A 24,702-nucleotide genomic window follows, 5' to 3' on the forward strand; every position below is an offset into this window, starting at 1 on the left:
TCAATACCTAACCCAAGAAGGGGCTGTCCCAAAAGTTATAAAATGACTGAGGGATAGTCCTCTTTTTGATAAGATGGAAGTATCTTGCATTGGGCTGTAGGGGGCTTGGAAATGCTGATCAAATGGATTACATGTAAAGTATCGGAGAGTCAAAAGCAATCGTTTTCCCACGCGCAGGAAAAATGGCGACCATTAGAAGGGATCGAAGGCTTTCTTGGACAAATAGGCGGATGGAATCAGGATCAGCCGTTGGAGGCTTGTATCCTTGCTTTTTGGGAGGACATGCATCATTATCAATCCTTCATGGAGAAGGACCACGATCCGATTTTTCATCAGTCAGGGCAGAGTCAGACGTACGAAGCCATATCAGTAAAGCTTTTCTCAAAGATCGTGGATATGGGTGAACGAAATATCCTAGGTGCTCTAGAGAACGGGGAAATTCTTGGCGTAGTCTGTGCCAAAGACGGGATGTCAGCGACTGAGGCCATGCTGGGAGGAGTCGTTGCTCAAAGCCAAAAGAACAGCATTGAGTATTTGACCGCGTCACTGTGGAAAAAGGATAGTAGCCAGATCAATGAGAAAGAGCAGACACCAGATTATTCCGTCATACTTGAACCAGCATGGCGTATTATCAAAAAAGGAGGCACAAAATGAGCAGAACCTTTCAAAAAGGCATTATTTTCGATATGGACAACACCTTGTTGCAATCCAGGATCAATTTTGCCGATATGAAGTGGGCCATTTTTCAGCTATGGGTGGACAATGGGATCGTTTCTTCTACATTTGAGTGGGAAAAGCATACCGCATCGCAGCTCATTGAGATCGGGCGAAAAACGGAGCAGATGACGAGAGATCTGGAGCAAGCAATGTGGGATGCGGTAACCGCGATCGAGAAGGAAGGGATGCATGGCGCTGTTTTGGAGCAGCACGCGGTAGAAGTGCTAGAGGAGTTGAAGAACCGCTATCAGCTGTATATCCTGACGAATAACGCTTATGCCGCCGCAGAGGAGGCTTTGAACGAGACAGGAATCGCCTCTTATTTTGATGAAATCGTCGCCCGCGAGCAGATGGCGACCTTGAAGCCATCTCCCTCCGGCATTCACTATATTCGCAGCCGCAAGCCAGATTGGCCTGTTTCGTCTTGGACGATGATCGGGGATTCGTGGATCGATGGTAAGGCAGCCTGCGACGGACAAGTTGCTTTTATTGCCTATCAAGGGAACGAGCAGGACATGGAGCAAAATGGTGTAGTGCCAAAGGCGTACATAAATGATTTGAAAGAACTCCTGACCGTTCTTGAAAAGTGCGAGCAAGGGTAAAGTGCACTTCCCCAATAAATGATTACAGACAATAACGAAAAATGTGCTATACTTTGCATAACTGAATACCAGCCTTCAGGGTAGGGTGCAATTCCCGACCGGCGGTAATGACGAACGCACGTCTGAGCCCGCGACTCGCTATCGTAAGCAGTTGATAGCGACTGACTTGGTGCAAATCCAAGGCCGACGGTACAGTCCGGATGGGAGAAGGTATTTGGAATGGCCTATTTCGCTGTTTTTTCAAAAAACGGTTGAAGTCAGGCTTCTTTCTCAACGCCCTGAGCATACTAATCACGGGTGTTTTTGTTTTTCGTAAAAACTTCATAGCGACAATCTTCAGGGCAAGGTGAAATTCCTGACCGGCGGTAATGACGTACGGACGTCTGAGCCCGCGACTCGCTGACCACGCTTGCAGCGACTGATCTGGTGAAAAACCAGAGCCGACGGTACAGTCCGGATGGAAGAAGATTTTTGTGCTTTCTTCATTTATTTTTTTCAAAAAACGGATGAGGTAAGGCTTCTTTCCCTATGCCCTGAAACGCTTTGAAGTTTCAAGGGCTTTTTGCGTTGTGGTTGGCTGGAATGATGGAACAGAAAGGAGTGCGGTATGGAACAGGACAGCAGGTACATGGATCTGGCGCTGGAGCTGGCACGATCGGTACGAGGCCAAACCAGCCCGAATCCCATGGTCGGAGCTGTGATTGTGAAGGATGGAACCATCGTGGGGATGGGAGCGCATCTGCGCGCTGGCGAACCGCATGCCGAGGTGCATGCTCTGCGGATGGCTGGGGAAAAAGCGCAAGGCGCGACGGCGTACGTGACGCTTGAGCCTTGCAGTCACTACGGGAAAACACCGCCGTGTGCAGAGGCATTGATCGCAGCTGATGTAAGTCGTGTCGTTGTAGCTACGCTCGACCCGAATCCACTAGTGGCGGGACGAGGAATCGAGATGCTGCGGGCAGCAGGGCTGGAAGTGGCGGTGGGCGTGAGAGAAGAGGAAGCGAAGGCGCTCAATGAAGTCTTTTTTCATTACATCCAAACCAGACGTCCATTTGTGACGGTAAAGACGGCCAGTACATTGGACGGGAAAATCGCTTCGTTCACCGGACACAGTCGGTGGATTACTGGAGCAGAGGCTCGGGCAGAGGTGCATGAACTGCGCAGGCAGCACGATGCAATCCTGGTTGGGGTAGGAACGATTCTCGCTGACGACCCACTGTTGACGGCGCGCAAGGAAGAGCAGCGTTTTGGAAGCCAGCCAGTTCGCGTGATTTTGGACAGCTATTTACGGACGCCGCTGGATGCCCGTGTTGTCCAGAATGCAGATGCGAAGACATGGATCTTTACGACAGGTGCCGCCCCAAGGGAAAAACAGGAGCTGCTCACGGCAAACGGAGTAAATGTCATCACAACGGCAGAGCCAATTCGCGTGGAAAAGGTACTGGATACGTTGGGAGAGCTGGGGATCACCTCGTTGCTTGTGGAAGGCGGGCAGGAAGTAAACGGCTCCTTTTTGCAGGCGAGAGCGATTCAAAAGGTCGTGAGCCATATCGCGCTAAAGCTGATCGGAGGAAGCGGCGCGCCCTCGCCATTCGGTGGTCAAGGCTTTGCGACGATGGGAGAAGCAGTACAACTGACGAATGTCACGATCACATCGATCGGGAAAGACGATGTACAGATTATCGGGTACCCACAATGGGAGGATCAGACGTAGCAAGTGAGGAGGAGAGAGCATGTTCACGGGACTGGTCGAAGAAGTGGGCGTGTTGGAATCGATTCAAGGGAACGAACAGGCGAGTCGACTGGTTATCCGCGCACAGCAGGTACTCGAAGGGGTGAAGCTCGGCGACAGTATTTCGGTCAATGGCATTTGCCTTACGGTTACTTCTTATACCAATCGTCAGTTTAGCGTCGATGTGATGCCGGAGACGATGAACAAGACGAGCTTGAGCCAATTACGCAGCGGACAACGGGTCAATTTGGAGAGAGCGATGCGGCTGGGGGATCGTTTTGGCGGGCATATCGTCTCCGGACATGTGGATGGGACCGGAACGGTTGTTTCACGAGAGGTAAATGCGAATGCTGTCGTGTTTCGGATTGAGGCCAAACCGCTGCTATTGAAGTACGTTATTACCCGTGGATCGATTTGTATAGATGGCATCAGTCTCACCGTGGTGGACGTAAACGATAGCGGTTTTACCGTTTCGATCATTCCGCATACGCTGGCGAATACGAGCCTTGCAGACAGACGACCTGGGGACTTGGTGAATCTCGAAACAGATGTCATCGGTAAATATGTGGAGCGTTTGTTAGGTTATCAAAACCATGGCGGTACAGAAAAATCTGGCGGGCTCAGTCTAGCCTTTTTGCAGGAAAACGGCTTCGCGTGAGTAGGAGGGAGAAAGCATGTTTCATCGCATAGAAGAAGCATTGGAAGATTTGCGTCAGGGCAAGGCGGTCATCGTGGTAGATGATGAGGATCGGGAAAACGAAGGAGATTTTGTCTGCATGGCCGAAGCGGCTACTCCTGAAATGATCAACTTCATGGTTACTCATGGGAGAGGACTCGTTTGCGTACCGGTGACAGAAGAGCACGCGACGCGCTTGCAGCTTCATCCGATGGTGAATGCCAATACAGACAAGCAAGGAACGGCTTTTACCGTGTCCATCGATGAAGGAAGTACACACACAGGGATATCCGCTCATGAGCGCTCTCAGACTGTCTTGGCCATGCTCGATGATCTGAAGACCGCAGAAGACTTCCGCAGACCGGGCCACATTTTTCCGTTAATCGCGAAATCTGGCGGTGTATTGCGCAGAGCGGGACATACGGAGGCGGCAGTTGATTTGGCTCGCTTGGCGGGGGGGATTCCGGCGGGAGTTATTTGCGAAATTATGAACGAAGATGGCTCCATGGCGCGTCTGCCGCAATTGGTAGAGATCGCACGCCGCTTTGATCTCAAGCTGATTACGATTGCAGACTTGATCGCGTATCGGATGCGGACGGAATCCATGGTGAAAAGGGAGATCGAAGTGCAGCTTCCGACTGCCTACGGTGATTTTCGGATAGCGGCCTACACGAACGAGCTGGATGGCAAAGAGCATGTAGCTCTCATCAAGGGAGAGATCGGACCGGATGAGCCCATTCTCGTCCGCGTGCACTCGGAGTGCCTGACAGGCGATATTTTCGGCTCTCATCGCTGCGACTGCGGTCCACAGCTGCACGCTGCATTGGAACAGATCGAAGCGAACGGACGCGGCATTTTACTGTACATGCGCCAGGAGGGCAGAGGCATTGGTTTGATCAATAAGCTGCGTGCCTACAAGCTGCAGGAGGAAGGCTTGGATACGGTTGAGGCCAATGAAAAGCTAGGGTTCGCCGCTGATCTGCGGGATTACGGTATCGGGGCACAAATTTTGCGAGATTTAGGAGTGCAGCGCATGCGGCTGTTGACCAACAACCCACGAAAAATCCGCGGGCTTACCGGTTATGGATTAACAGTAGAAGAGCGGGTGCCGCTTCAAATGCCGGAGCATCTGCACAACAAACAGTATCTATCAACAAAACAAGAGAAGCTGGGGCACCTGCTTCATCTGCACGGATAAGGAGAGGGAATAAGCGATGAGAACATTCGAAGGACATTTGGTTGGAACAGGTTTGCGTGTAGGGATTGTGGCAGGACGCTTTAACGAATTGATTGTGAGCAAGCTGGTCGGAGGGGCTCTCGATGCCCTGAAGCGCCATGGCGTAGAAGATGAGCACGTCGACGTGGCTTGGGTACCGGGGGCATTTGAAATTCCGTTGATCGCCAAAAAAATGGCGGAATCCGGTCGCTATGACGCGGTTGTTACATTGGGAGCTGTCATTCGTGGCTCCACTCCGCACTTCGACTACGTATGCAATGAGACGGCAAAAGGTGTGGCGTCCCTATCGCTATCGACTGGGATACCCGTCATTTTTGGTGTCTTGACGACAGACAATATTGAGCAAGCCATCGAGCGAGCGGGAACAAAAGCAGGCAACAAAGGCTGGGAAGCAGCAGCGGCAGCGATCGAAATGGCTAATTTATCCAGGCAGTTCGCCTAATCATTTCATATGGATAACGAGATAGTAAAAACGGGGGCTTCGGCTCCCGTTTTCTATTTTTTTGGATAAAATCACCACGGACAGGTCAAAGTAAGAAAGATTTTCCTGAAAAAAGGGGGGATCTAGCCTGAAGCCGACCGATTGGTGGAAAGCGCAAGTAGAGGCCATACAAGCAAAGCGGCGCAGCGGTTCAGTTCATGCACGGCGCAGCGAACAAATTACACCGGAGATGGTCAAACAATGCATGCAAAACGTGGATGACCTCAGTAGCTTGTCATTGAAGATGAATGACGAAGAGGTACACGTTTTTTTTCTCGATACGCTGGTAGATGTGTCCCAGATTTATGAGGATGTCTTTCTTCCATTGCAGCGTTCCGATGGCAGAGACCCGATGCAGGCGCTCCCTTTCTCACAGGAATGTCTTCTTGACGATATGGAGACGTTGATGAGCAACTTGCTACGCGGTCATACCATCCTGTTTTTCCTGGATAGGAATCTCATTCTGCATGTGAATACATTTCAGGTCCCGCATCGTTCCATTACGAAATCCGAGACGGAGGCGACCGTCCTTGGACCGCAAGACTCCTTTGTTGAAATGCTGGAGATCAATTTGTCCTTGATTCGGAGAAGACTGGCTACGCCTCATCTGAAAATATCGAGCTACACGATTGGCACCGAGGCGCAGAACAAGGTAGCCGTGATTTATTTGGACAATATCGCGAACGCGGAAAATGTGGAGCGCGTGAAAAAAAGGATCGACAATGTCATTTACCCTGGATTTGTCGGGATGCCAGTCTTAAAGCAAATGCTGGAGGACAAGCCGTACTCTCCGTTCCCGCAGTTTGGGTTGACGGGTCGGCCTGACAATGCGACAGCGGCCTTGTTGGACGGCAGGATCGTAATCATGCTGAATGGCAGTCCGGATGCCGCCATCTGTCCGACTTCCTTTCTGGAGATGTTTAGCAGCCCCGAAGACTTCTACAACCGATGGTCAACGGCGAGCCTGCTGCGGATGATTCGCTTTTTCGGATTGTTTATCACCATTATGCTCACCTCCAGCTACGTCTCTGTCTTGACGTATCATCCGGAAATGCTTCCCCCCGCTTTGCTGACGATTTTGTCTGAATCACGCAGTCGGGTGCCTTTTCCGCCCGTGATCGAGGTACTCATTATTGAGCTTGTCATCGAGATCCTGCGGGAAGCGGGGATACGCATGCCGACTAAAATTGGCCAGACAATCGGTATCGTTGGCGGTATCGTGATCGGGACTGCCTCTGTACAAGCGGGGTTAGCCAGTAATATCCTGATCGTCCTTGTTTCGGTATCGGCACTGCTTTCTTTTGTGCCACCCAATTTTTTGATGAGTAATGCGATTCGGCTCGTTCGCTATGGTTTCATCTTGATGGCAGGCTTATTGGGCATGTACGGCCAGATACTGGCACTGGCGTTTTTATTCGCGCACTTGCTCAATTTGACTTCACTCGGGACGCCGTACATGGCCCCGGGAGTTCCGCGTCAATGGACCGATTTGATGAATAGTCTCGTACGTGCACCATTGAAGTTTATCGTCAATCGCAACCGCATGTCCCGGGCAAAGCAAAAGCATGTCCGGCCAGTTGGGGAGGACTAGGGAGATGGATAGAGGGAGAATTCACAGCCTGAATCCGATCCTGGTAATCGGATTGATTATGAATACGATGGTGGGGGTTAATTTACTTGGACTGGCTCATCATGCAAGCAAAATGGGCTACAACCTGTGGTGGTCTCCAATTTTGCTGGGGTGCATTGTCAGCTTAACGCTAATTCCGATGATGGCCTTGTGCCGACGCTATCCAGAGGATAATCTTTTTCGGATTCACGAAAAGCTGTTGGGAAAATGGCTGGGACGATGTTTCAATATCCTGATTATCGTCTACGCCATTCTGAATGTATCTACCGCCAATGAAGGATACATCAGGCTGGTTCAAACCTCCATGATGAGCAATCAGACAGCCACATTGCCATTGCTCGGATTGACATTGGTTATGGTCTACATCGCAAATGGCGGAATCAAATTGATCGCGCGTTTTTGCCTGCTGACCTTCTTTTTTACGGGCTGGATGGTTTTTCTTTTGCAGTACGGATTTCAAAAGGGAGGAATCACGCATATTTTTCCTCTTTTTCATACAGATTGGCGCAGTATAGCCGAAACCGTGCACAATTCGTACGCGAGTATGCTTGGGTATGAATTGGTCCTGTTTTTCTACCCATATATCCAGGAGAAGAACAAGGCACACAAGCATGTGCTGATTGGGATATGGATCGTTGTTTTGTTGTACGTCATGATCCTGATCACGAGCGTATCTTATTTTTCCGAATGGCAAATGGACAATCTCATTTATCCCATTTTGAATTTATTTAAGGCAGTAGAGCTGTCTTTTTTGGAGCGGATCGAAAATCTCGGGATTGGTCTCTGGGTCTTCCTCATTCTCAGCACGAGTACAGGATATTTGTGGGTTGCGCGTAAAGGTCTTGAAGAAATGGCAGAAAAGACTCGACTGTGGCATCTGCTTTTACCGACAATCATTTCGTTTTTATTCATTGTGGGGCCATTATCTGTAGAAAAACAACGCTACATTTATGACAAGGTGACGGTATATATAGCCTATGGATTGATCTTGTGGCCGATTTTTTTGTTATTGATTCATTCCTTGAAGTTCGGTAGAGGAGAGCGGGTATCATGAAGAGGGCGAGCTGGTTCATTGCTACAGTTATCCTCTTGCTCAGCCTTTGCGGTTGTGGGCGCGAACTCGAACGGCCGGCACTGGAAGACATGGCTATGATTGGGGTTATGGGTTTTGATTATGTGGATCGTGAAAAGATAGATGTCACCGTGTCGGTACCGGTACCATCCAAGAATAAAGAAACGACACAGGTGTACTCGACTCATGCCTCGATGACCAGTGAGGCCATGCTGAATCTCGCGACAAAAGCAGAGAGAACCATGTCCCTCTCGCAATTGCGTGTGATTTTGTTCAGTGAAGAATACGCCCGCAAAGTAGGGATCGGAAAAGTCATCCTCGATCTCTATCGCAATCCGATTGTAGGAGAAAATGTATACATTGCTGTCGTACAAGGAAAAGCGAAAGATGTCATCAAAGGAACCTATAACCACAGGCCGGAAATCAACACGTATTTGAACAACTTGCTCCGTCCGCGAGTGGAGACGGCCTTTTCGTCTTTTGCGACCATTCACGATTTTGTTTTTATGATGACCAGCAACACAATGGACCCTAATCTTCCTTATCTCATCCACATTAATGGAGAGATTCAGATCATCAAGGCGGCCCTTTTTCGAGTAGACAGGATGATCGGATTTTATTCACAGCGAGAGGGGAAGATGGTTCAGGGGTTTCTGGGAAGAGAACGTTTGCCACGTATGAGCTTCGAGTTCCAACACGTGACGAAGACAGGTAAAAAACAAACGGAAAGGGTCGTCTTCGATTTTGTGCGGGCAAAAACAAAGGTAAGAAGCAAAGGCAGCCTGAAAAAGCCTGTCATCGACATCGATCTTCGGGTAAGAGGGATGCTGGTAGGCTATTCAGGCAACAAGGATTTGGAGAAGCGGCCTCAATATCGGGCCTTGGTTCGAGAGCTTGAGACACGGATCAAAAAGGAGAGCATGGATATGCTGGTACGTTTTCAAAAGCAAGGGGTTGACCCGGCGCAGCTAGAGGAGAGCATTCGCCAAAAATACTATGGGAAATGGACACGGGAAACGGGTCTCGCCCTTTATAAAAAAGCTAGATTCAACGTCAAGGTTCATGTGGATATAGTCGGTTTTGGCACACTGAAATAAGGAGCGATAGCATTCCGGCGCAGTTAGAACAGGCGCTTGAATTCGCGCCAGATCGCACCCAAAGTCCGACGATTTACATTTTGGAGCTTGCCGTACAACAGGTTCGTCAAACCGATGAAGGTGAGCTCCTGATCCCTCGTATACGGATACCAATTAAACTCACGCTTGCGTTTGCCCGGATCATGGATGACAGAGATGCTGTGTGTAAAGGCTTGTAGTCCTGAAGGCCCGCGATAGCGGCCGATACCGCTCTGTTTGACCCCGCCAAAAGGAAGATGGGGATTGGCGTAGCTGATAATGACGTCATTGATGCACACATTTCCGCTGTCGAGCTGACGAGCTACGCGATCCGCTTTTGTTTTATCGGCTGACCATACCGAGGCATTCAGCCCGTACGGTGAGCTGTTAGCCAGGCGGACAGCCTCCTCTTCGGTGGCAAAAGTCATAATGGGCAACACCGGACCAAAGGTTTCTTCCCGCATGATTTTCATGTCTGATGTCACGTTTGTGAGAATGGTCGGGGCGATATACATACTGTCAGAGGAAGGAAGTCCTCCGGTGACAGCGGTCGCGCCCGCAGTCAGTGCTTCGTGCACATGCTCACGGACAATTCCGATTTGTTGAGAAGACGTCATCGACCCAACCTCGGCCTGATCCGGATAGCTTTGGCGTAATGCTTTTGTCTTTTCGGTGACCAGCTTGAGAAATTCAGGGTATACCTTTTCATGGACAAAAAGCCGTTCGACAGACATACATACCTGTCCGGAGTTCGTAAAAGCCCCCCACACCGCGCCATTTGCTGCCCGTTCCAGATGAGCGTCTTCAAACACGATCATCGGGTCTTTGCCGCCAAGCTCCAGTTCTACTGGAATCAAATGCTCCGACGCTGCCGCCATAATTTTTTTGCCTGTCGCGACAGAGCCTGTGAAAAATACTTTATCTGGGCGAGCAGCTACCAGCGCCTGTCCAGCTTCTCGTCCCCCATGCAGGACGGTTACGACTCCATACGGCATAGAAACAGCGGAAAACACCTCTTCAATGAGCAGTCCGGTAGAAGCAGTCACCTCGGAAGGTTTTAAAATAACAGTATTGCCTGCTACGAGGGCAGATAATACGGGAATGACGGCAAGCTGAAACGGATAATTCCACGGAGAGATGACCGCGACGACACCCATCGGCTTGTAGTGGATATACGATTTCTTCGGCCACAGCACGAGGGAGGTTGGTACTGGCTGATCGGCCAGCATCTGATAGGCATGTTTTTCATAAAAACGGATGGTGTCGACAGTGACGAAAATTTCAGTCATGTACGCTTCCAATGTAACTTTTCCGGTAGCCTCACTAATTTTTCGGGCGATTTCTGCGCCGTGATCGACTAAATAGTGCCGCAACCGCGTCAAATAGTCCAGGCGCTCGGCTAACGATGTAGCGGACCAAGCTGGAAAGGCAAGACGCGCACGTGCCATCGCGTCTTCAACTTGTTCTGGAGTCGCTTCCTGTAAAGAGCCAAGAAGCTCTCCAGTAGCGGGATTTTGCATGGACATGACTGCCATCATGATTCACCTCGATTCAGGAGATTAAGATTCAGAAGAGAAGAGTGTATGCATTAAATGGGCAAAGGCCTGTTCAAAACGGGCAATCGTTTCTTCCGGTCTCTGTAACTCGTCGAGCAAAAATTGAAAAAGGAATCCGTCGATTGCAGAGTAAATGAGTGAGATGGCGGAGTCTTCGTCGATGGTCAATGAGGATTGTTCTTCGCGCTGCAATCGTACGAGCATACGAGAGATGAGCTGATGCAGACGGGACCGAATGACTTTTACCTGTTCACCAAACGCAGGAACGTACATGGCCTGTACCTGCAAGTCATACCAGAGCCGATGCAGCTTCCGATCCTCTTGCAGACTCCGGCACAAGACACGAGCGAGAGCCGCTGACCATTCGCCAGATGGAGCTGCGATTACTTCGCGTTCCAACTCCTCCATGAAACGTCCCTTGTAACTAGAGATTACAGCGAGCAAAAGCTCTTCTTTGCTTGCAAAGTAATAATGCAGAATGCCGAGTGAGACGCCAGATTCCTTGGCAATGTCGCGCAAGGAAACATGTGCATACCCTTTTTCAGCCAGACAAGCAGTCGCTTGCTCAATCAAAAAAGCACGTTTTGCTTCGGCTTTTTTCTGGGTAGTCACTTTTTCACCTCTTTTTTGGACGACTGTCCAGTTTTTCTGCTTTTATTGTATTTTTACGGATGATAGTTGTCAATGAAAAGAGCTGCCCATAAAAAAGAAGCGGCTTCAATGCCGCTTCTTTTGCCGCTCCCAACGTCGTAAATACGGATAAGGATCAAATGACCAATCTGCGTCACCTGTTTCCCGGTACATACCGTAGTGCAGATGAGGAGGGAATTTGCCTGAGGTGCCGGGCTTCCCGTATCCTGAGCTGCCGACATATCCGATCACTTCTCCTGGCTCCACGATGTCACCCGGCTTCAAGCCCTTTTTAAACGAGGACAGATGTGCAAAGTAATGGTATACATTGCCCATGTCACGCATCCCGATTCGCCATCCGCCATACCTGTTCCAGCCGAGTACCTCAATGACTCCGTATGCTGTGCTGAGGACAGGGGTGCCGTGACTCGCAAAAATATCAGTCCCCTCATGGATACGCCGTCCACCCCAGCCGCGCGGCGCCCCCCAAGTACTGCGGTAGCTGTAATCGTACCGGGCGGGGATAGGAAAATGCCGCTCATCCAGGTCCAAATGTTGATACTTGGCATACACCTGTGCGAACTGCCTAATCGTCTTCACGGACCGATCGCGCTGGTAGTACGACCAAAGACCAATTTGCCAATCTTCATGAGAGAAGCCGTATTGGGATAGGTAGCGAATGAAAGTAGTGAGTGCATCGAGATCGTTATGACGATCCGCAAGCCCATCGCCATCCCCGTCCATTCCGATCCCGTCAAAAAACTGAATGGATACCGGATTAGTATCCTCCGTATCAGGATTGAACGTACCTGCCCAACGATCGCTTGGAATGTCCACGGCTGTTAGCCGCGAGAGATTTTCTTGCTCCTGCTTCTTTCTGCGTATTTTCATGGTTCGCTCGTATTGATCAATGGCTGCCAGATAATTCCACGGAATGCCGTGCATCGATTCCAAGCGCAAAAAAAGCTGCAAGCGCTCTTGAAGAACTGGGTCTTGCTCTTTGGCGGACGGAGCGATTCCGGCGACGGATTCTAGTGGCGAAATAGCTGCAACCACACACAAGCTGATCTGAATGATTAGGCGGAAAACTCGCATGCCGTCTCCCTCCAGCCTTGTAGTCTTTTGTTGTAGTTTCTGCCAGTTGGAGTGGATTATCCAAGATACTTTTGGAAGAGCTTTTGGCTGTTATCGAGGAAAGTTTTGTAAATTTGCGGGAAAAGAGGCAGGAGCACACCATATGGTCAAAGAATTGAAATCAGGAGGAGTGTATTCCTTAAAAATCGTCATGAGGAGGCTGTGTGATGAGCAAAAAAGTGTTGATTGTAACAGGGGATGCCGTGGAGGCACTGGAGGTTTTCTATCCGTATTACCGCTGCCTGGAAGAAGGGTATGAAACGGTCATTGCAGCACCCAGCGTGAAAACCCTGCACACCGTTTGCCATGATTTCGAAGCGCACAGTGCGACGTACACAGAAAAGCCAGCTTATCAGCTTCCCGCCCATGTTGCATTTTCAGACATTAACCCTGAGGCGTTTGACGCCTTGATTATTCCGGGTGGACGAGCACCTGAGCATATCAGGCTCAATGAGCATCTGAAGCCAATTGTGGCGCACTTTTTCGAGACGAACAAGCCGGTTGCAGCCATCTGCCACGGCTCCCAAGTATTGACTATCGTTCGCGAGCACTTGGCAGGCCGTGAAATCACAGCTTACCAGGCTTGCAGACCGGATGTAGAAGCGTGCGGTGCGATCTACCAAACGGAAACGCTCCATGTCGATCGCAATCTTGTTTCCGGACATGCATGGCCAGACTTGCCAGGCTTCATGCGTGAATTCCTCCATTTGCTCAAGTAAACAACTAGTCCTCCAAACTTCCGTCACTGCTGGCGGAAGTTTTTTCGTACTGACAGATGCTTTTCATCCAGCCTTTTCCTCTGTATCATTAAGGGAAAGTATGTTCGTCTGTTTCATGTGAGGAGTGAAATTGATCGTGCTGTCATTTATTCATACAGCGGATGTCCATCTGGATGCGCCGCTTCAAATGCTGGGGGAGCGTTACGAGCTGCGTCAGGATGATTTTCGTCAGACGATGAAAAGAATCTGTGACCTCGTCCGCGACAAGGGAGCGGACTTCTGGCTCATTGCCGGAGATTTGCTGGAATACCACGGGGGAAGAAGATCCACTGCGATGTTTTTACGTGATCTTTTTGCCAGCATCGCACCAATCCCTGTCGTGATCGCACCTGGCAATCACGATCCGTGGCGAGCGGATTCGTTTTATCAAACATTGGAATGGCCAGGGAACGTTTACTGGTTTACACCTGAGTGGGGCGTGTATGAATTTCCCGAAAAGTCATGCGTAATATACGGCTGGGGCTTCGGGCAGCCACATGTATACGAGTCGCCACTCGATACGTTTCCAGGCAAATTAGAGGGGTATGCCCATCATCTGATGGTTTTGCATGCCAGTGTGCTTTCTAATTCAGGAGACGAAGAGCATCATCCGTATGCACCTGTCACCTTGCAGCAGCTCGTACAGACTGGCATGGACTATGTTGCGCTGGGACATATTCACAAGCCGGAGCAATTCATGCATCCCGTCAAAAAACAGCCTTTCGCAGCTTACCCAGGCTCTCCAGAAGGATTGACGAGCAAGGAAGCGGGGGAACGAAATGTTTTGTATGGAGAGCTGGATCATGATGACAGACTGAAGCTCACGGCGATTCCTGTCCAGTCACGCAAAATTCGAAGGCTTACAATCGAAGGGAATGGAGTCGAAACGACTGAGCAGCTCATTGATCAGATGGAGCAGCAACTCGCGGAGGAAAAGGATTCCGATATGCTGTACATCACGCTGACAGGGGAACGTGCTGCGCATTTTCAGCCTCCATTGTCCGTCATTCAGCAGCGATTTTCCCGTTTTTTTGTGCTGCAGCTGACAGACCGGACCTGGCCTGATGTGGATGAGGAAAAGCTGATCGCAGATGGTGGCGTCTGGGGGAGATGGCTTTCCAAGCTGGCAGAGGCGGAGTCCCGTGCGCAAAATGAGGACGAGCGAGAAATCGTCAGGTTAGCCAAGCAAGAGGCTTTGGCGCGGATTGGAGGGACCATTCGATGAAAATAGAGGAGCTGGTGCTTGGGGGCTTCGGAAAATGGCAGGATGCTACCTTCCGTTTTGCTCCAGGCCTTAATCTGTTTTATGCCCCCAATGAGTCAGGAAAATCAACCATCCTTCAAGGTATATTCGCTGCCTTGTATGGAATGAAGCGCGATTACGTCAAATCGGCGCGATACTTGCCTGAATATGAAAAGTACCGTCCGTGGCAGAGTGGCGCGTACGAAACGATCATTACGTACAAATTAGCGGGCGAAACCTATCGCCTGCATCGTCAGTTGACCAAGGAACGGGAGGAGGCTCGCCTCTTTTTGGACCCGGAATGGACAGAACTGACTGAGCTTTATTTGGAAGACAGACGCAAGGAACGGAATTTTATCGAAAAGCATACGGGCCTTACACGCAGTCTATTTACGGATTTGACGTGGATCAGGAGGGAACCGCTTCAAGCAGCTGAGCATTTGATTCCGACTTTTACGACTGCGGAAGAAGCCAATCCGGCTGTCCAACAAATTTTGGCGGAGCTGGATCGGGAGGTTGCGGTCATCGGCAAAAAAGAACGAGCCGAAAATACACTTTTGGGAAAAGCCGCTACGAAGGTGGCGCAAAAAGAGCAGGAGAAGGAAAACGCAAAAGCAGCGTGGCGAACGATCAGCCAACTGACGCTGCAAATAGCGGAAGCCACAGAAGAATGTCAGCAATTAGAACTGCGGCGTAGCCGATTGCAGCAGCGGCTGGATCGCTCAACCGGACAAGCGAAAGCATTGCAGGAACGCTGGCAACGAAGCCATGCTCCCATCAGTCAACAAGACTGGGCGTGGTGGGAGCAAACAGCTCGTTCTGAGGTCGAGTTGGCGATACACGAAGAGGCAAGACGTGGTCTCACTCAGGTAAATATGCCGACGGTTGCCGTACAACAGGTTGATGACCAGCTCATACCCTTACAGCACGATTACGAAAAAGGGGCACAATTGCTCAAACAACGAGAAACATTGCATATTCGTTTGGCGACATTGGCTGTGTCAACCCTTGCTTCAAGTCCGCGAAGTACAACATCACGCAGTACCCGACAAGGCAATCAGGCAAAAAGGAGGCGGGGAGCTGCACTTATGTGGGGCGGTGCAGGGATATTGTCTGTTCTCGGGTTAATCGGCTTCGTGAGTGGACATCCCGTTCTGGGAGGAATTTCTGCGACTGCCGCTTTGTTGCTGTTCGGTTTTGGAGTTTTCTTGCTGCGGCTAAAAGGGGGTACAGGCGGACCCAAACAGACTGCAGAAAATGACGCGGTACAGGAAAGTCAAAGAGTACAAGAAGAAATCGCTTCACTCGATGCTGAACTTGCCACACTCGTTCAGAGATGGGGTGCGAGTAATTGGGATACATTTTTAGAAAGACGGGAAGAGCTACTGAAAAGCACAAGCAAGCAACAATCTGAGCAGCTTCTATCGGAAATGGCGAAAACAAAGCAGGAGGCTAATCTGTCTGCAAGCTGGGGTGAGGCACTACGGACCTTGCTTGATCAGGAAAAAAATGCGCTTGAGACCGAGCAAGGCAAATTGCGCGTCGAGATGGTGGAGATTGAGGAGAGACTGCAGGAGCTGCGGGAACAAATGGCCAGAGGAAATGGTGAGATGGCGGTTCATGAGAGCCTGTCATTATCTCGCGCGACGGATGAGCTTGAGGAAGCGCAGGCAGTACTTCGTCAGCTGCAAAAAAAGCGGGATGCCCTTCAGTTGGCTCGGGAAATGCTGCAGGAGGCAGTGGGGGAATGGCGACGGGATAGCACACCCGCTGTGAATCAGCAGGCTTCGGAGATCATCGAGCATATTTCAGGGGGAGTGTATCGAGATGTCAGACTCGATCCCCGTGACGGATTTGCCGTCCGTTTGCTTGCGCCGACCAAACAAATGGTGCTCGAACAGGATCAATGTTCCACTGGGACCATCGATCAGCTGTACCTTGCCCAGCGTTTGGCATTGGTTCATCATGCCAAGCAGTCGGAGCCATTGCCACTCTTTTTCGATGATCATTTTGTCCATTATGATGAAGAGCGTTTGCGCCGAACGCTTGACTATGTAGCGATGCTGGCACAAGAGCATCAAGTGTTTCTTTTCACCTGTCATGAGCGAGAGCTGCGTATGCTTGCGCCATTGCTTCGTCAAGAGAACCGCCATGCTGTGCATCGGATCGGGTAATTGTTTCCGGGGCAGGAAAGAGGTTGCCCCTCCGAAATCCAACCTCTATAATGGAGATTGTTATTGTCTTGTATCATGATGTCACATGAGGAGTGAGCCCTATGACGCAACGCAAGCCGGAGTGGCTCAAGATCAACCTTGTTTCAGGATCAGAACTAGCCAGCTTTAAAGAGCTTAAGCAAACCATGCGCACGAAGACGCTACATACCGTTTGTGAAGAAGCGAAATGCCCCAACATTCATGAATGCTGGGCAAGCGGTACAGCAACTTTCATGATTTTGGGTGATATATGTACCCGAGCCTGTCGGTTTTGTGCAGTAAAAACTGGACTGCCAACAGAGCTGGATACGGCCGAACCAGAACGTGTAGCAGAAGCAGCCGAACAAATGCGTTTGAAGCACGTCGTTGTTACTTCCGTTGCTCGTGATGATTTGGCAGATGGAGGCGCACAAATTTTTGCCGATACGATTCGTGCGATTCGTCGTCGACTGCCGTTTGCCTCCGTAGAAGTATTGATTCCCGATTTTATGGGGAACTGGGATGCGTTAAAAGTGGTCATGGACGCAAAGCCTGACGTACTAAACCACAATATTGAGGCGGTTCGCCGGATGTCAGATCGCGTACGGGCAAGAGCCAAGTACGATCGGACGCTGGAACTGTTGAAAAAGGCGAAGGAATTCCAGCCGAGCATTCCAACGAAGTCCAGTCTGATGATTGGTGTAGGCGAGACGATGGAGGAAATTATCGAAACGATGGATGACCTGCGTTCTGTCGACGTCAACATCATGACGATTGGTCAGTATTTGCAACCGACCAAGAAGCATTTGAAGGTAGAAAAGTTTTACCATCCAGATGAATTCGCTCGCTTGAAGGAAGAAGGCATGAAGCGTGGCTTTAGTCACGTAGAGTCAGGGCCATTAGTGCGCAGCTCGTATCACGCTCACGAACAGGCAAGCGCAGCGAAGGAAACGATTGCGAAAGAATCCATGCCGAAAGCACAATAATAAGCAACCCCCTCAGCCGCCCTATACGAGCGGAAAAGAGGGGGTTTTTCAATTCATGGGGGAGAAAAGTACTTTAGCGACTGGTTGTACCTGTATGAGCTTTGTGAGTAGTCTTCGTAGGCTGGGGTGTTCCACCCATACGCTTGACTAGCGTATCAATGCTATTCGCATCTTCTGTACGCGCTGTACTCACATTACTGGAGCGGCTGGCGACACGAGCGATTTCCTGGATATCATTTGGATTGTCGGTTACATACACTCTGTAATAGCGTGGTGATACCGATTCTGCATTCATTTTGGCCTGTTTTTTCGCTGTACGTGCATCTGCTCCTTGTGTGTTCAGCCCCACAAAAATTTCTCGATCCGTTACCAAGACGGTAGATCGTTGAACGCCAGGACAGCTCGCAGTAACATTCCCAACAGCCTGTGCCAATGTGTTACGATCTACATAGACGTTGGTTACGCCAGCGGTACGCATATGCTGACGGTCAGTCTGTGCATAGCCCATTCGTGGCATTCCGGTTTGCATGACACCTGCACCGCCACGGTTCCAGGCACGATTTTGATAAATAGACTGGTTCATACCGGCTGGCCCGTTGTTAATACCCATCGTACCCATTCCTGTCGTACCCATCCCTGCATTATGATCCGTAAAGGCATTATACGGTCTCATACCGCTCGTGAAAGCGTTGTAGTTGTTGACATTTGCCCGTGGATAGGTACCATTTGGGAACATGCCGTTGTTGGTTCCATTGTTGTTGTTGGTGAGCCCCATTCCATTACGGACGTGACCACCACCAAAATTGTTGGAACGTACTCCGTTGTTGTTGTTGTTGTCACCGTTGAACCAGTCAAAGTTGTTCAAACCCATACCGTCGTAGTTACGGACGTGCATTCCATCAACGTTTCTGGTGTAAGGCGCGGCTTGATTTGTCATTGTCCTGTTTGGTTGTGTGTAATTAGGCGCAGCGTTGTTGTTACAACCAGAAGCCAAGAGCACAATACCTGCAATTGCAGAATACAACCATGTCTTTTTCAATGGTAACACCCCCTACACGATAGAATGTCCAAAGGCACATGGCAGTTATCGTGGGAAATTTAGCTCATGTTGCGTGAAATATGATAAGATGGACATAGTATACATGCGTAAGGAGGAAGCGAGTTTGATTCGCACGCAAGCCGGTACTTATGAAGTCATGGAAGTAAATCGAGACGGCTGGAACCTTGAAGCGTTCAAGGAGCGCTATAGCGATATCCTCGACAAGTACGATTATATTGTAGGGGACTGGGGCTATGGTCAGCTTCGTCTTCGTGGGTTTTATACTGACGCCAATCGCAAAGTACCGTTCGAGCAGCGGATCGCCGCTTTGGATGAGTACCTACATGAGTTTTGCAATTTTGGTTGTCCGTACTTCGTTTTGCGCAAGGTAAAAGCAAACGTTGGCAACAGTGACGACCAAAGCGGACAAGACGAAGCTACCTTTGATGTCATCATTGATATTCGTCAGGATATTCCGCGTGAAGAGGGTGGCTCTTCGCCCTATGTAGAACGAAAAGAACGCAGACGCTATCACCCGCGTCAAAATAAGCAGGATCGCCAGAATAATGCTGGTGCTGAACGCAATGGGGCGGGGAGAAACGAACGTGGGGAGAAGCCAAAGTTTCAAAAGGATCGCCCCGATAAAAACGGCAAGGATTCCAACTCACGAGAGCGCCGTCCCAATCAATTGAAACCCAATCGTGAACGCGATAAAGTCCCAACAGGACCAAATACGCCGAAGCGCGATTCCTAAAAACGAATCAGAATAACAGAAGCATAAAAAAGAGCCCTGTATGTTAGGGCTCTTTTCGTTTTTCGATCTAATAACCGCCGCCCCAACCACCAGGGGATCCGCCCCAACCACCAGGAGATCCACCCCAGCCACCGGGTGTTCCACCCCAGCCACCTGGAGATCCGCCCCATCCAGGGTAACCAGGCCAGCCTCCCCATGTGGGCCAATAACCAGGCCAGCATGTATTGCATCCCCACCAAGGATATGGCTGTGGGACGACAACGACTTCAGGACCCCGTCTTCTCCGGAAAAAAACTGGATGAGCCTGATCTTCTGGAATGTATTGGAAATCCTGTTCTGCTGAGTAATAAGGTGACTGGTCATATTGTGCAGGAACAAATTGGCTTTGATCGTATTCGTTTGAATCGTATTGAGTTTGATCGTATTGGTTTTGGTCATATGGATAAGGTTGCATGTTGCGATTGGCACTCCTCTCGTTATCTGTCTGTGCATCTGTGCAGTAGCAGTATACGAGGCATTCGCCTGTAAGGAGCATTGTCCAACAGGAAATGGGCGGAGCCTACAAATAAAAAAAGGAAGAGCCCGCAATCGCTCTTCCTTTGGTGAATTAAATGGCTGCTTCCAAAAATGCTTTCAATTCTTCTGCTTCACGCTCGTTCAAGTTGAACGCGAATTCCAGATAGCCTTCTTCTTCCAGATCATCATGTCCGATAATAGCGGAGCGCCCATTTTGAATGTTGATGACAATCGCCTTCCCATAAAAACGGTTGGTCGTCGTAATCGCGAGGTCAAAACGCGTAGTTTCGCCCGTGAAGCTGACAAAGCGCGTTCGAGTATCCTCAGCTTCGTCGTACAAGTAGAACAAATCATTTGCCATATAGGTATCCCTCTACTTCCATAAAAGATTTGGTTTGTGTTCGGTATTGTGTACAGCGCGGACAAAGCGAATGGTTTTGGTTTTGGCACGCATGACGATTGAATGCGTTTCCACCATATCATCACCGAGATAGCGCACGCCTTGCAACAGCTCTCCATCAGAGACACCTGTTGCCGCAAAAATGGCATCGTCCCCTTTGACCAGATCGTTCAGCGTCAAGAGCTGCTCCGGATTATCGAGCCCCATTTTGATGCAGCGCTCGCGCTCGGTGTCGTTTTGCGGCTTGAGCTGGGCTTGCATGTCGCCACCTAGGCACTTGATCGCCGCGGCACTGATCACGCCCTCTGGCGCACCACCGATACCCAAGAACAGGTCAATCCCTGTATGCGGCAGACAAGCAGCAATCGCAGCACCTACATCGCCATCTCCAAAAAGCTTCACTCGCGCACCCTTTTCACGAATGGCGTCAATAATCGCCTGGTGGCGGTCGCGTTCCTGAATAATGACAGTCACATCTTGTACGCGCTTGTTGTTTGCTTTTGCTACAACCTCTATCATTTTATCCACGGGATCGTAAAGGTTGATTTGTCCGGCAGCACGTTTGCCGACGGCCATTTTCATCATGTACATGTCTGGTGCATGCAAGAGTGTTCCACGGTCGCCGATCGCGATAACAGACATGGCATTGTTGTGACCTTTGGCGACAATCGTCGTTCCTTCTAGCGGATCAACCGCCACATCTACCTCAGGCCCGCCTGCTTCCGGGTTGCCGAGCTTTTCACCGATATAGAGCATGGGGGCTTCATCCAGTTCACCTTCGCCAATGACGACGGTACCCCTCATGTTGATCGTATCAAACATGGCGCGCATGGCGCTGGTCGCTGCTCCATCTGCTTCATTCTTTTTCCCGCGTCCCATCCAATGAGAAGAGGCGAGTGCAGCCATTTCCGTTACCCGCACAATTTCCAGAGCCAATTCGCGTTCCACAGTGTGTTCCTCCCCTTATGCTTGCCGGCAAAAATTCACCCCAATCATTGTAACATAAAGTTATCACCGATTCGTCTTTTCAGCACCGAGAAAGTGGCGAGAACCTGAAAAGGAGGGGCGGAGTGTAGGGGATCTACATGAGCACCGGACTTTGAAAGGTGAACGCCACTTTCGATGTCGAATAATCCCCCGGTACAACTACGTGATCAAAAGACGAACGTGATTCGTGACAGGTCGTACAAATTTGGTATACTGAGGGATGAAAAGAGGTGAAACCGGTGAGCAATTCCTATTTGCAGGAAGGGGAATTGGTGCTTCTCGTCCTGGTGCTAACATTTGTGTTTACCGTTTACTACTCAAAACGCAAAGCAAAAAAGCGAAAGTAAGGAGAAATATATGTACGACGTGAATACAAAACGAATCGACCAAGTATTGGAACATATGTCTCGTATGCTTGATCTGTTGGACAAGCTCAGCGAACGAGGAGCCAAAGCGGTTTTGGCAGATGAAGTAGCTGTTGCAGCGATGGAGCGAGCCCTGCACTTGTCTATCGAAGGAATAGTGGATGTCGGAAACGCGCTGATCGACGGATTCATTATGCGAGATCCAGGAAGCTACAGCGACATCGTGGAAATTTTGCGGGATGAGCAAGTTATCACGGATGAACAGGCTTTGATCCTGACACGTGTAACTGATTTCCGCAAGCATCTGGTTAATGATTATACAAGTGTGCCGGTCAATGAGATGTACAGCCTGGTAGAAGAAGCTGCCGGTACCATTCGTCAGTTTGAGCCACAGGTGAGAGCCTTCCTGAAAAAAGAACTGTTTTAAAAAGTGTTTTCAATCCATCACCAATCGTAGCGGATATTTTATACAAAAGACTTTCGTTTGTTTACTAAAACGTCTTCATCCACTACAATAGGGAGAAAGGACGGTGATACGTATGACAAACGAAGGAACGTCCACTCGTGATCAAATCCTGCACATGCTCAAAGTCAAAGGTTCACTCCCTGTCAGCGACATGGCCGTCGAGCTAGGGATTACGGAAATGGCGGTACGACGTCATTTGAACACTCTGGAGAGAGATAATTTGATCAAGTCTACGCTTGTTCGCCAAGCGATGGGACGCCCAACGAATGTTTATTCATTGTCGCAGGAAGCAGACGAACTGTTCCCGCGCAATTATTCTCATTTGACATTAGATTTTTTACAAGACATAAAGGAAATCGACGGTTTGTCCAAAATAGAGATGCTATTTAGACGCCGTGAGAATCGCTTGGAGGAGACTTATCGCTCCCACATGCAAGGCGACTTGGAAAATCGTGTAGCCAAGCTGGCCGAGCTGCAAAACGATAAAGGCTATATGGTGGAATGGGAAAAGGACGAAAATGGAGACGGCTATCGGATTCAGGAGTTCAATTGTCCAATCTCGCAAGTAGCTCGTGAATTCAACCAAGCGTGTAGCTGTGAGCTGTCCTTGTTCCGTCGGGTTTTGAAAGCCAATGTCGAGCAAACCACGTGCATGGCAAAAGGCGGAGACAAATGCGTGTTTCACATCAAGGAAGCGAAATAAACGGTCCATAACGAAAGTCCACTCGAATCGGGTGGATTTTTTCTTTTGTTTACAAGATTTCCCTGATGAGCAGGCACAGGATGCGGTTAAGGCCCTGTGCCTTTTTTTCTATAATCAAGCAGGCATTAAGTACCTTTTTGCTCCATTCTAGCAATCTTAATGTTGTTTTAACGTTTTCTTTATGTTGGACATTTACTATTTATAGTGTAAAAAACAACAAAACACACAGAAAAACAACAGAAAGGCGGAATGATATCAGGATAATACTGGTTAACCGGATAGCCGTCGTGACGAAAAACAGATGAGGAGAGATCCGTAATGAAAAAAATGGTATCAAGTATAGCCGCTTCTGCCATCTTGTTGGGTGGAATCCTGCCAGTCGTTGATTCCGCTCATGCAAATGACAAATTTTCTGAGAAAAAGATGACGATGACATTTGACGTGATCAGTGACATCCAAGGTGACCTCCGAGATTTTGGTCACGTTTTGCGAGACATTAATGAGGAAAATCCAAAGTCCGAAGCGCTGATCATTAACGGTGATATTACTCCTCGCGGCTACGATTTTGAATATCAAGCCGTGCAAGATGTGCTCGATAAAAATCCTCACCCTGACAACGTGTGGTACAGCATCGGTAATCATGAGTTTTATGTGCCGAAGTGGAAGAATCCCCAAACGCTTGCACAAAGTACCTGGCCAAACGGCACAACGGAAGAAGAGTTGTTCGATAACTTCTACCAATTCAGCGGAGAAGACAAGGTCTATCACCAGAAAGAAATCAATGGATATCCCTTTCTCTTCCTCGGCACAGAAAAATACATGAAATACCACGATCCAAAATTGTGGGATGAAGTATACATGAGCGACGAGCAACTGGATTGGCTGAAAGAAAATCTGAAGCATTACAGCAAGCAGGATAAGAATAGGCCCATTTTCGTATTCTCCCACCATGTGCTTCCGGACAGTGTCTCCGGCTCCAGACAAAATCCATACTTGAACGATTACCTGAATGTGGACGAGCTTCTTGACATCTTGAAAGACTACCCGCAAGTCGTTTTCTTCACGAGCCACACCCATTGGGATCTGAACCTTCCGGACTGGGCAGGCAATAAGAAAGTCAAAGGCGGAGACAAACGCGGTTTTACCGTCGTAAACACGGGCGGCATTGAAACGGGATGGATGTCAGCTGGTCCAGACGGCGGCGAAAAAGTCACGCCGGATGGAGGGGCTTTCAAGCAAGGGCTGCGCTTGCAAGTGTACGGTGATGATGTCGTCATCCAAGCGTATGACTATCAACACGACAAAGTAATTAAGAAGCTCGGCATCCGTAATGGAAAAATCGAGCAGTTGGCGCCGGATGTACAGGCAGATGATGATGATAATGTGCTTGTCAACGCGACGCAATACATGGAGTACGCAGTTGGCAAGCAAAAAAACTGGCGGGATTTTGACCCCGAAAATCCTCCGACATTTCCAGGAAACCAGGTCGTGTATGTCCGTCATAAAGGGGAAATGACCCTGGAAGACGGCACGCCAATGATGGTCAAATTCAAGAAATAACAAGGTCTTAAACCATTGAAATCGTGGCTTTAAGTGGAAGAGACTAGACAAAAAGCAGGAAGCGGCTGAAGGCCGTTTCCTGTTTTTTTGCGATAGGTAGGACGAAGGTTTACACTAAGAGGGGAGAGCTTGTACAACCGGCTTACTACAA

25 protein-coding genes and 2 riboswitches are annotated in these 24,702 nt (G+C 49.5%); of the genes, 19 read left to right on the forward strand and 6 right to left on the reverse strand.

The annotated features are described in order from the left end of the window. The first annotated feature begins 111 nt into the window (after positions 1 to 111). The 9 genes from FB479_RS21325 to FB479_RS21365 all read left to right on the forward strand — a co-directional run bounded on the left by FB479_RS21325 (position 112) and on the right by FB479_RS21365 (position 9,244). A complete protein-coding gene (locus FB479_RS21325; RefSeq protein ID WP_142066634.1) occupies positions 112 to 654 on the forward strand; it encodes a YdbC family protein in 543 nt (180 codons plus the stop codon). Next, entirely contained in the window at positions 651 to 1,319 is a 669-nt protein-coding gene (locus FB479_RS21330) for an HAD family hydrolase (protein WP_142066635.1), read from the forward strand. Before FB479_RS21325 ends, FB479_RS21330 begins: the two co-directional genes overlap by 4 nt. A gap of 67 nt (positions 1,320 to 1,386) precedes the next feature. Continuing rightward, positions 1,387 to 1,535, forward strand: a riboswitch (FMN riboswitch). Between the two features lie 112 nt (positions 1,536 to 1,647). Continuing rightward, positions 1,648 to 1,792: riboswitch (FMN riboswitch) on the forward strand. A 134-nt stretch (positions 1,793 to 1,926) separates the two neighbouring features. After that, complete coding sequence (gene ribD, locus FB479_RS21335) at positions 1,927 to 3,033, forward strand: bifunctional diaminohydroxyphosphoribosylaminopyrimidine deaminase/5-amino-6-(5-phosphoribosylamino)uracil reductase RibD (RefSeq protein WP_142066636.1); 1,107 nt, start codon at positions 1,927 to 1,929, stop codon at positions 3,031 to 3,033. A 19-nt stretch (positions 3,034 to 3,052) separates the two neighbouring features. Beyond that, entirely contained in the window at positions 3,053 to 3,709 is a 657-nt protein-coding gene (locus FB479_RS21340) for a riboflavin synthase (RefSeq protein WP_142066637.1), read from the forward strand. A 16-nt stretch (positions 3,710 to 3,725) separates the two neighbouring features. Beyond that, positions 3,726 to 4,925: a bifunctional 3,4-dihydroxy-2-butanone-4-phosphate synthase/GTP cyclohydrolase II gene (locus FB479_RS21345; protein WP_142066638.1), complete on the forward strand. Its 1,200-nt coding sequence runs from the start codon at positions 3,726 to 3,728 to the stop codon at positions 4,923 to 4,925. A gap of 16 nt (positions 4,926 to 4,941) precedes the next feature. Further along, the gene (gene ribH / locus FB479_RS21350; RefSeq protein ID WP_106653568.1) at positions 4,942 to 5,406 is read left to right on the forward strand and encodes a 6,7-dimethyl-8-ribityllumazine synthase; all 465 of its coding nucleotides are present in this window, start codon (positions 4,942 to 4,944) and stop codon (positions 5,404 to 5,406) included. Between the two features lie 127 nt (positions 5,407 to 5,533). Beyond that, the gene (locus tag FB479_RS21355) at positions 5,534 to 7,036 is read left to right on the forward strand and encodes a spore germination protein (protein WP_142066639.1); all 1,503 of its coding nucleotides are present in this window, start codon (positions 5,534 to 5,536) and stop codon (positions 7,034 to 7,036) included. Between the two features lie 4 nt (positions 7,037 to 7,040). After that, on the forward strand, positions 7,041 to 8,129 hold the full coding sequence (locus FB479_RS21360; protein ID WP_142066640.1) for a GerAB/ArcD/ProY family transporter: 1,089 nt from the start codon (positions 7,041 to 7,043) through the stop codon (positions 8,127 to 8,129). After that, complete coding sequence (locus FB479_RS21365; protein WP_106653571.1) at positions 8,126 to 9,244, forward strand: Ger(x)C family spore germination protein; 1,119 nt, start codon at positions 8,126 to 8,128, stop codon at positions 9,242 to 9,244. Before FB479_RS21360 ends, FB479_RS21365 begins: the two co-directional genes overlap by 4 nt. A 23-nt stretch (positions 9,245 to 9,267) precedes the next feature. On the opposite strand, the gene FB479_RS21370 is transcribed toward FB479_RS21365, so the two are convergent. The 3 genes from FB479_RS21370 to FB479_RS21380 form a co-directional block, all read right to left on the reverse strand. After that, entirely contained in the window at positions 9,268 to 10,800 is a 1,533-nt protein-coding gene (locus tag FB479_RS21370) for an aldehyde dehydrogenase family protein (protein ID WP_142066641.1), read from the reverse strand. Between the two features lie 21 nt (positions 10,801 to 10,821). After that, a complete protein-coding gene (locus tag FB479_RS21375; protein ID WP_142066642.1) occupies positions 10,822 to 11,430 on the reverse strand; it encodes a TetR/AcrR family transcriptional regulator in 609 nt (202 codons plus the stop codon). 105 nt (positions 11,431 to 11,535) lie between these two features. After that, positions 11,536 to 12,543 carry a M23 family metallopeptidase gene (locus FB479_RS21380; RefSeq protein WP_106653574.1) on the reverse strand — a complete coding sequence of 336 codons (1,008 nt, stop codon included), beginning with the start codon at positions 12,541 to 12,543 and terminating at the stop codon, positions 11,536 to 11,538. Positions 12,544 to 12,749: 206 nt separating this feature from the next. On the opposite strand from FB479_RS21380, the gene FB479_RS21385 reads away from it, so the two are divergent. From FB479_RS21385 to lipA, 4 genes are all read left to right on the forward strand, one after another. After that, the gene (locus FB479_RS21385) at positions 12,750 to 13,301 is read left to right on the forward strand and encodes a DJ-1/PfpI family protein (protein WP_106653575.1); all 552 of its coding nucleotides are present in this window, start codon (positions 12,750 to 12,752) and stop codon (positions 13,299 to 13,301) included. 136 nt (positions 13,302 to 13,437) lie between these two features. Continuing rightward, positions 13,438 to 14,565: a metallophosphoesterase family protein gene (locus FB479_RS21390; protein ID WP_142066643.1), complete on the forward strand. Its 1,128-nt coding sequence runs from the start codon at positions 13,438 to 13,440 to the stop codon at positions 14,563 to 14,565. Further along, on the forward strand, positions 14,562 to 16,757 hold the full coding sequence (locus FB479_RS21395) for an ATP-binding protein (RefSeq protein WP_142066644.1): 2,196 nt from the start codon (positions 14,562 to 14,564) through the stop codon (positions 16,755 to 16,757). The genes FB479_RS21390 and FB479_RS21395 overlap by 4 nt, the downstream gene beginning before the upstream one ends. 101 nt (positions 16,758 to 16,858) lie before the next feature. Further along, positions 16,859 to 17,761, forward strand: coding sequence for a lipoyl synthase (gene lipA, locus FB479_RS21400; RefSeq protein ID WP_142066645.1), 903 nt, complete (start codon positions 16,859 to 16,861; stop codon positions 17,759 to 17,761). 73 nt (positions 17,762 to 17,834) lie between these two features. On the opposite strand, the gene FB479_RS21405 is transcribed toward lipA, so the two are convergent. Next, positions 17,835 to 18,809 carry a YhcN/YlaJ family sporulation lipoprotein gene (locus tag FB479_RS21405; protein ID WP_255438492.1) on the reverse strand — a complete coding sequence of 325 codons (975 nt, stop codon included), beginning with the start codon at positions 18,807 to 18,809 and terminating at the stop codon, positions 17,835 to 17,837. Between the two features lie 79 nt (positions 18,810 to 18,888). On the opposite strand from FB479_RS21405, the gene FB479_RS21410 reads away from it, so the two are divergent. Next, positions 18,889 to 19,554: a YutD family protein gene (locus FB479_RS21410; protein ID WP_106653580.1), complete on the forward strand. Its 666-nt coding sequence runs from the start codon at positions 18,889 to 18,891 to the stop codon at positions 19,552 to 19,554. Between the two features lie 249 nt (positions 19,555 to 19,803). After that, entirely contained in the window at positions 19,804 to 20,082 is a 279-nt protein-coding gene (locus FB479_RS30580) for a hypothetical protein (RefSeq protein WP_185746397.1), read from the forward strand. A gap of 79 nt (positions 20,083 to 20,161) precedes the next feature. On the opposite strand, the gene FB479_RS21420 is transcribed toward FB479_RS30580, so the two are convergent. Then, positions 20,162 to 20,431, reverse strand: coding sequence for a DUF3055 domain-containing protein (locus FB479_RS21420; protein ID WP_142066647.1), 270 nt, complete (start codon positions 20,429 to 20,431; stop codon positions 20,162 to 20,164). A gap of 12 nt (positions 20,432 to 20,443) precedes the next feature. Then, on the reverse strand, positions 20,444 to 21,418 hold the full coding sequence (gene glpX / locus FB479_RS21425; RefSeq protein WP_106653582.1) for a class II fructose-bisphosphatase: 975 nt from the start codon (positions 21,416 to 21,418) through the stop codon (positions 20,444 to 20,446). 278 nt (positions 21,419 to 21,696) lie between these two features. Between glpX and FB479_RS21430 the strand changes: the two genes are divergently transcribed. From FB479_RS21430 to FB479_RS21445, 4 genes are all read left to right on the forward strand, one after another. Beyond that, on the forward strand, positions 21,697 to 21,804 hold the full coding sequence (locus FB479_RS21430; RefSeq protein WP_106653583.1) for an amino acid ABC transporter permease: 108 nt from the start codon (positions 21,697 to 21,699) through the stop codon (positions 21,802 to 21,804). Between the two features lie 10 nt (positions 21,805 to 21,814). Then, the gene (locus tag FB479_RS21435) at positions 21,815 to 22,249 is read left to right on the forward strand and encodes a DUF86 domain-containing protein (protein ID WP_048034536.1); all 435 of its coding nucleotides are present in this window, start codon (positions 21,815 to 21,817) and stop codon (positions 22,247 to 22,249) included. A gap of 112 nt (positions 22,250 to 22,361) precedes the next feature. Then, positions 22,362 to 22,991 carry a helix-turn-helix transcriptional regulator gene (locus tag FB479_RS21440; protein WP_047073393.1) on the forward strand — a complete coding sequence of 210 codons (630 nt, stop codon included), beginning with the start codon at positions 22,362 to 22,364 and terminating at the stop codon, positions 22,989 to 22,991. Positions 22,992 to 23,309: 318 nt separating this feature from the next. Further along, positions 23,310 to 24,551, forward strand: a complete 1,242-nt coding sequence (locus FB479_RS21445) for a DUF4073 domain-containing protein (RefSeq protein ID WP_142066648.1) — start codon at positions 23,310 to 23,312, stop codon at positions 24,549 to 24,551. Positions 24,552 to 24,702 lie beyond the last annotated feature (151 nt).

This window comes from Brevibacillus sp. AG162 (genome assembly GCF_006715575.1).
In the GTDB taxonomy this organism is placed as follows: domain Bacteria; phylum Bacillota; class Bacilli; order Brevibacillales; family Brevibacillaceae; genus Brevibacillus; species Brevibacillus brevis.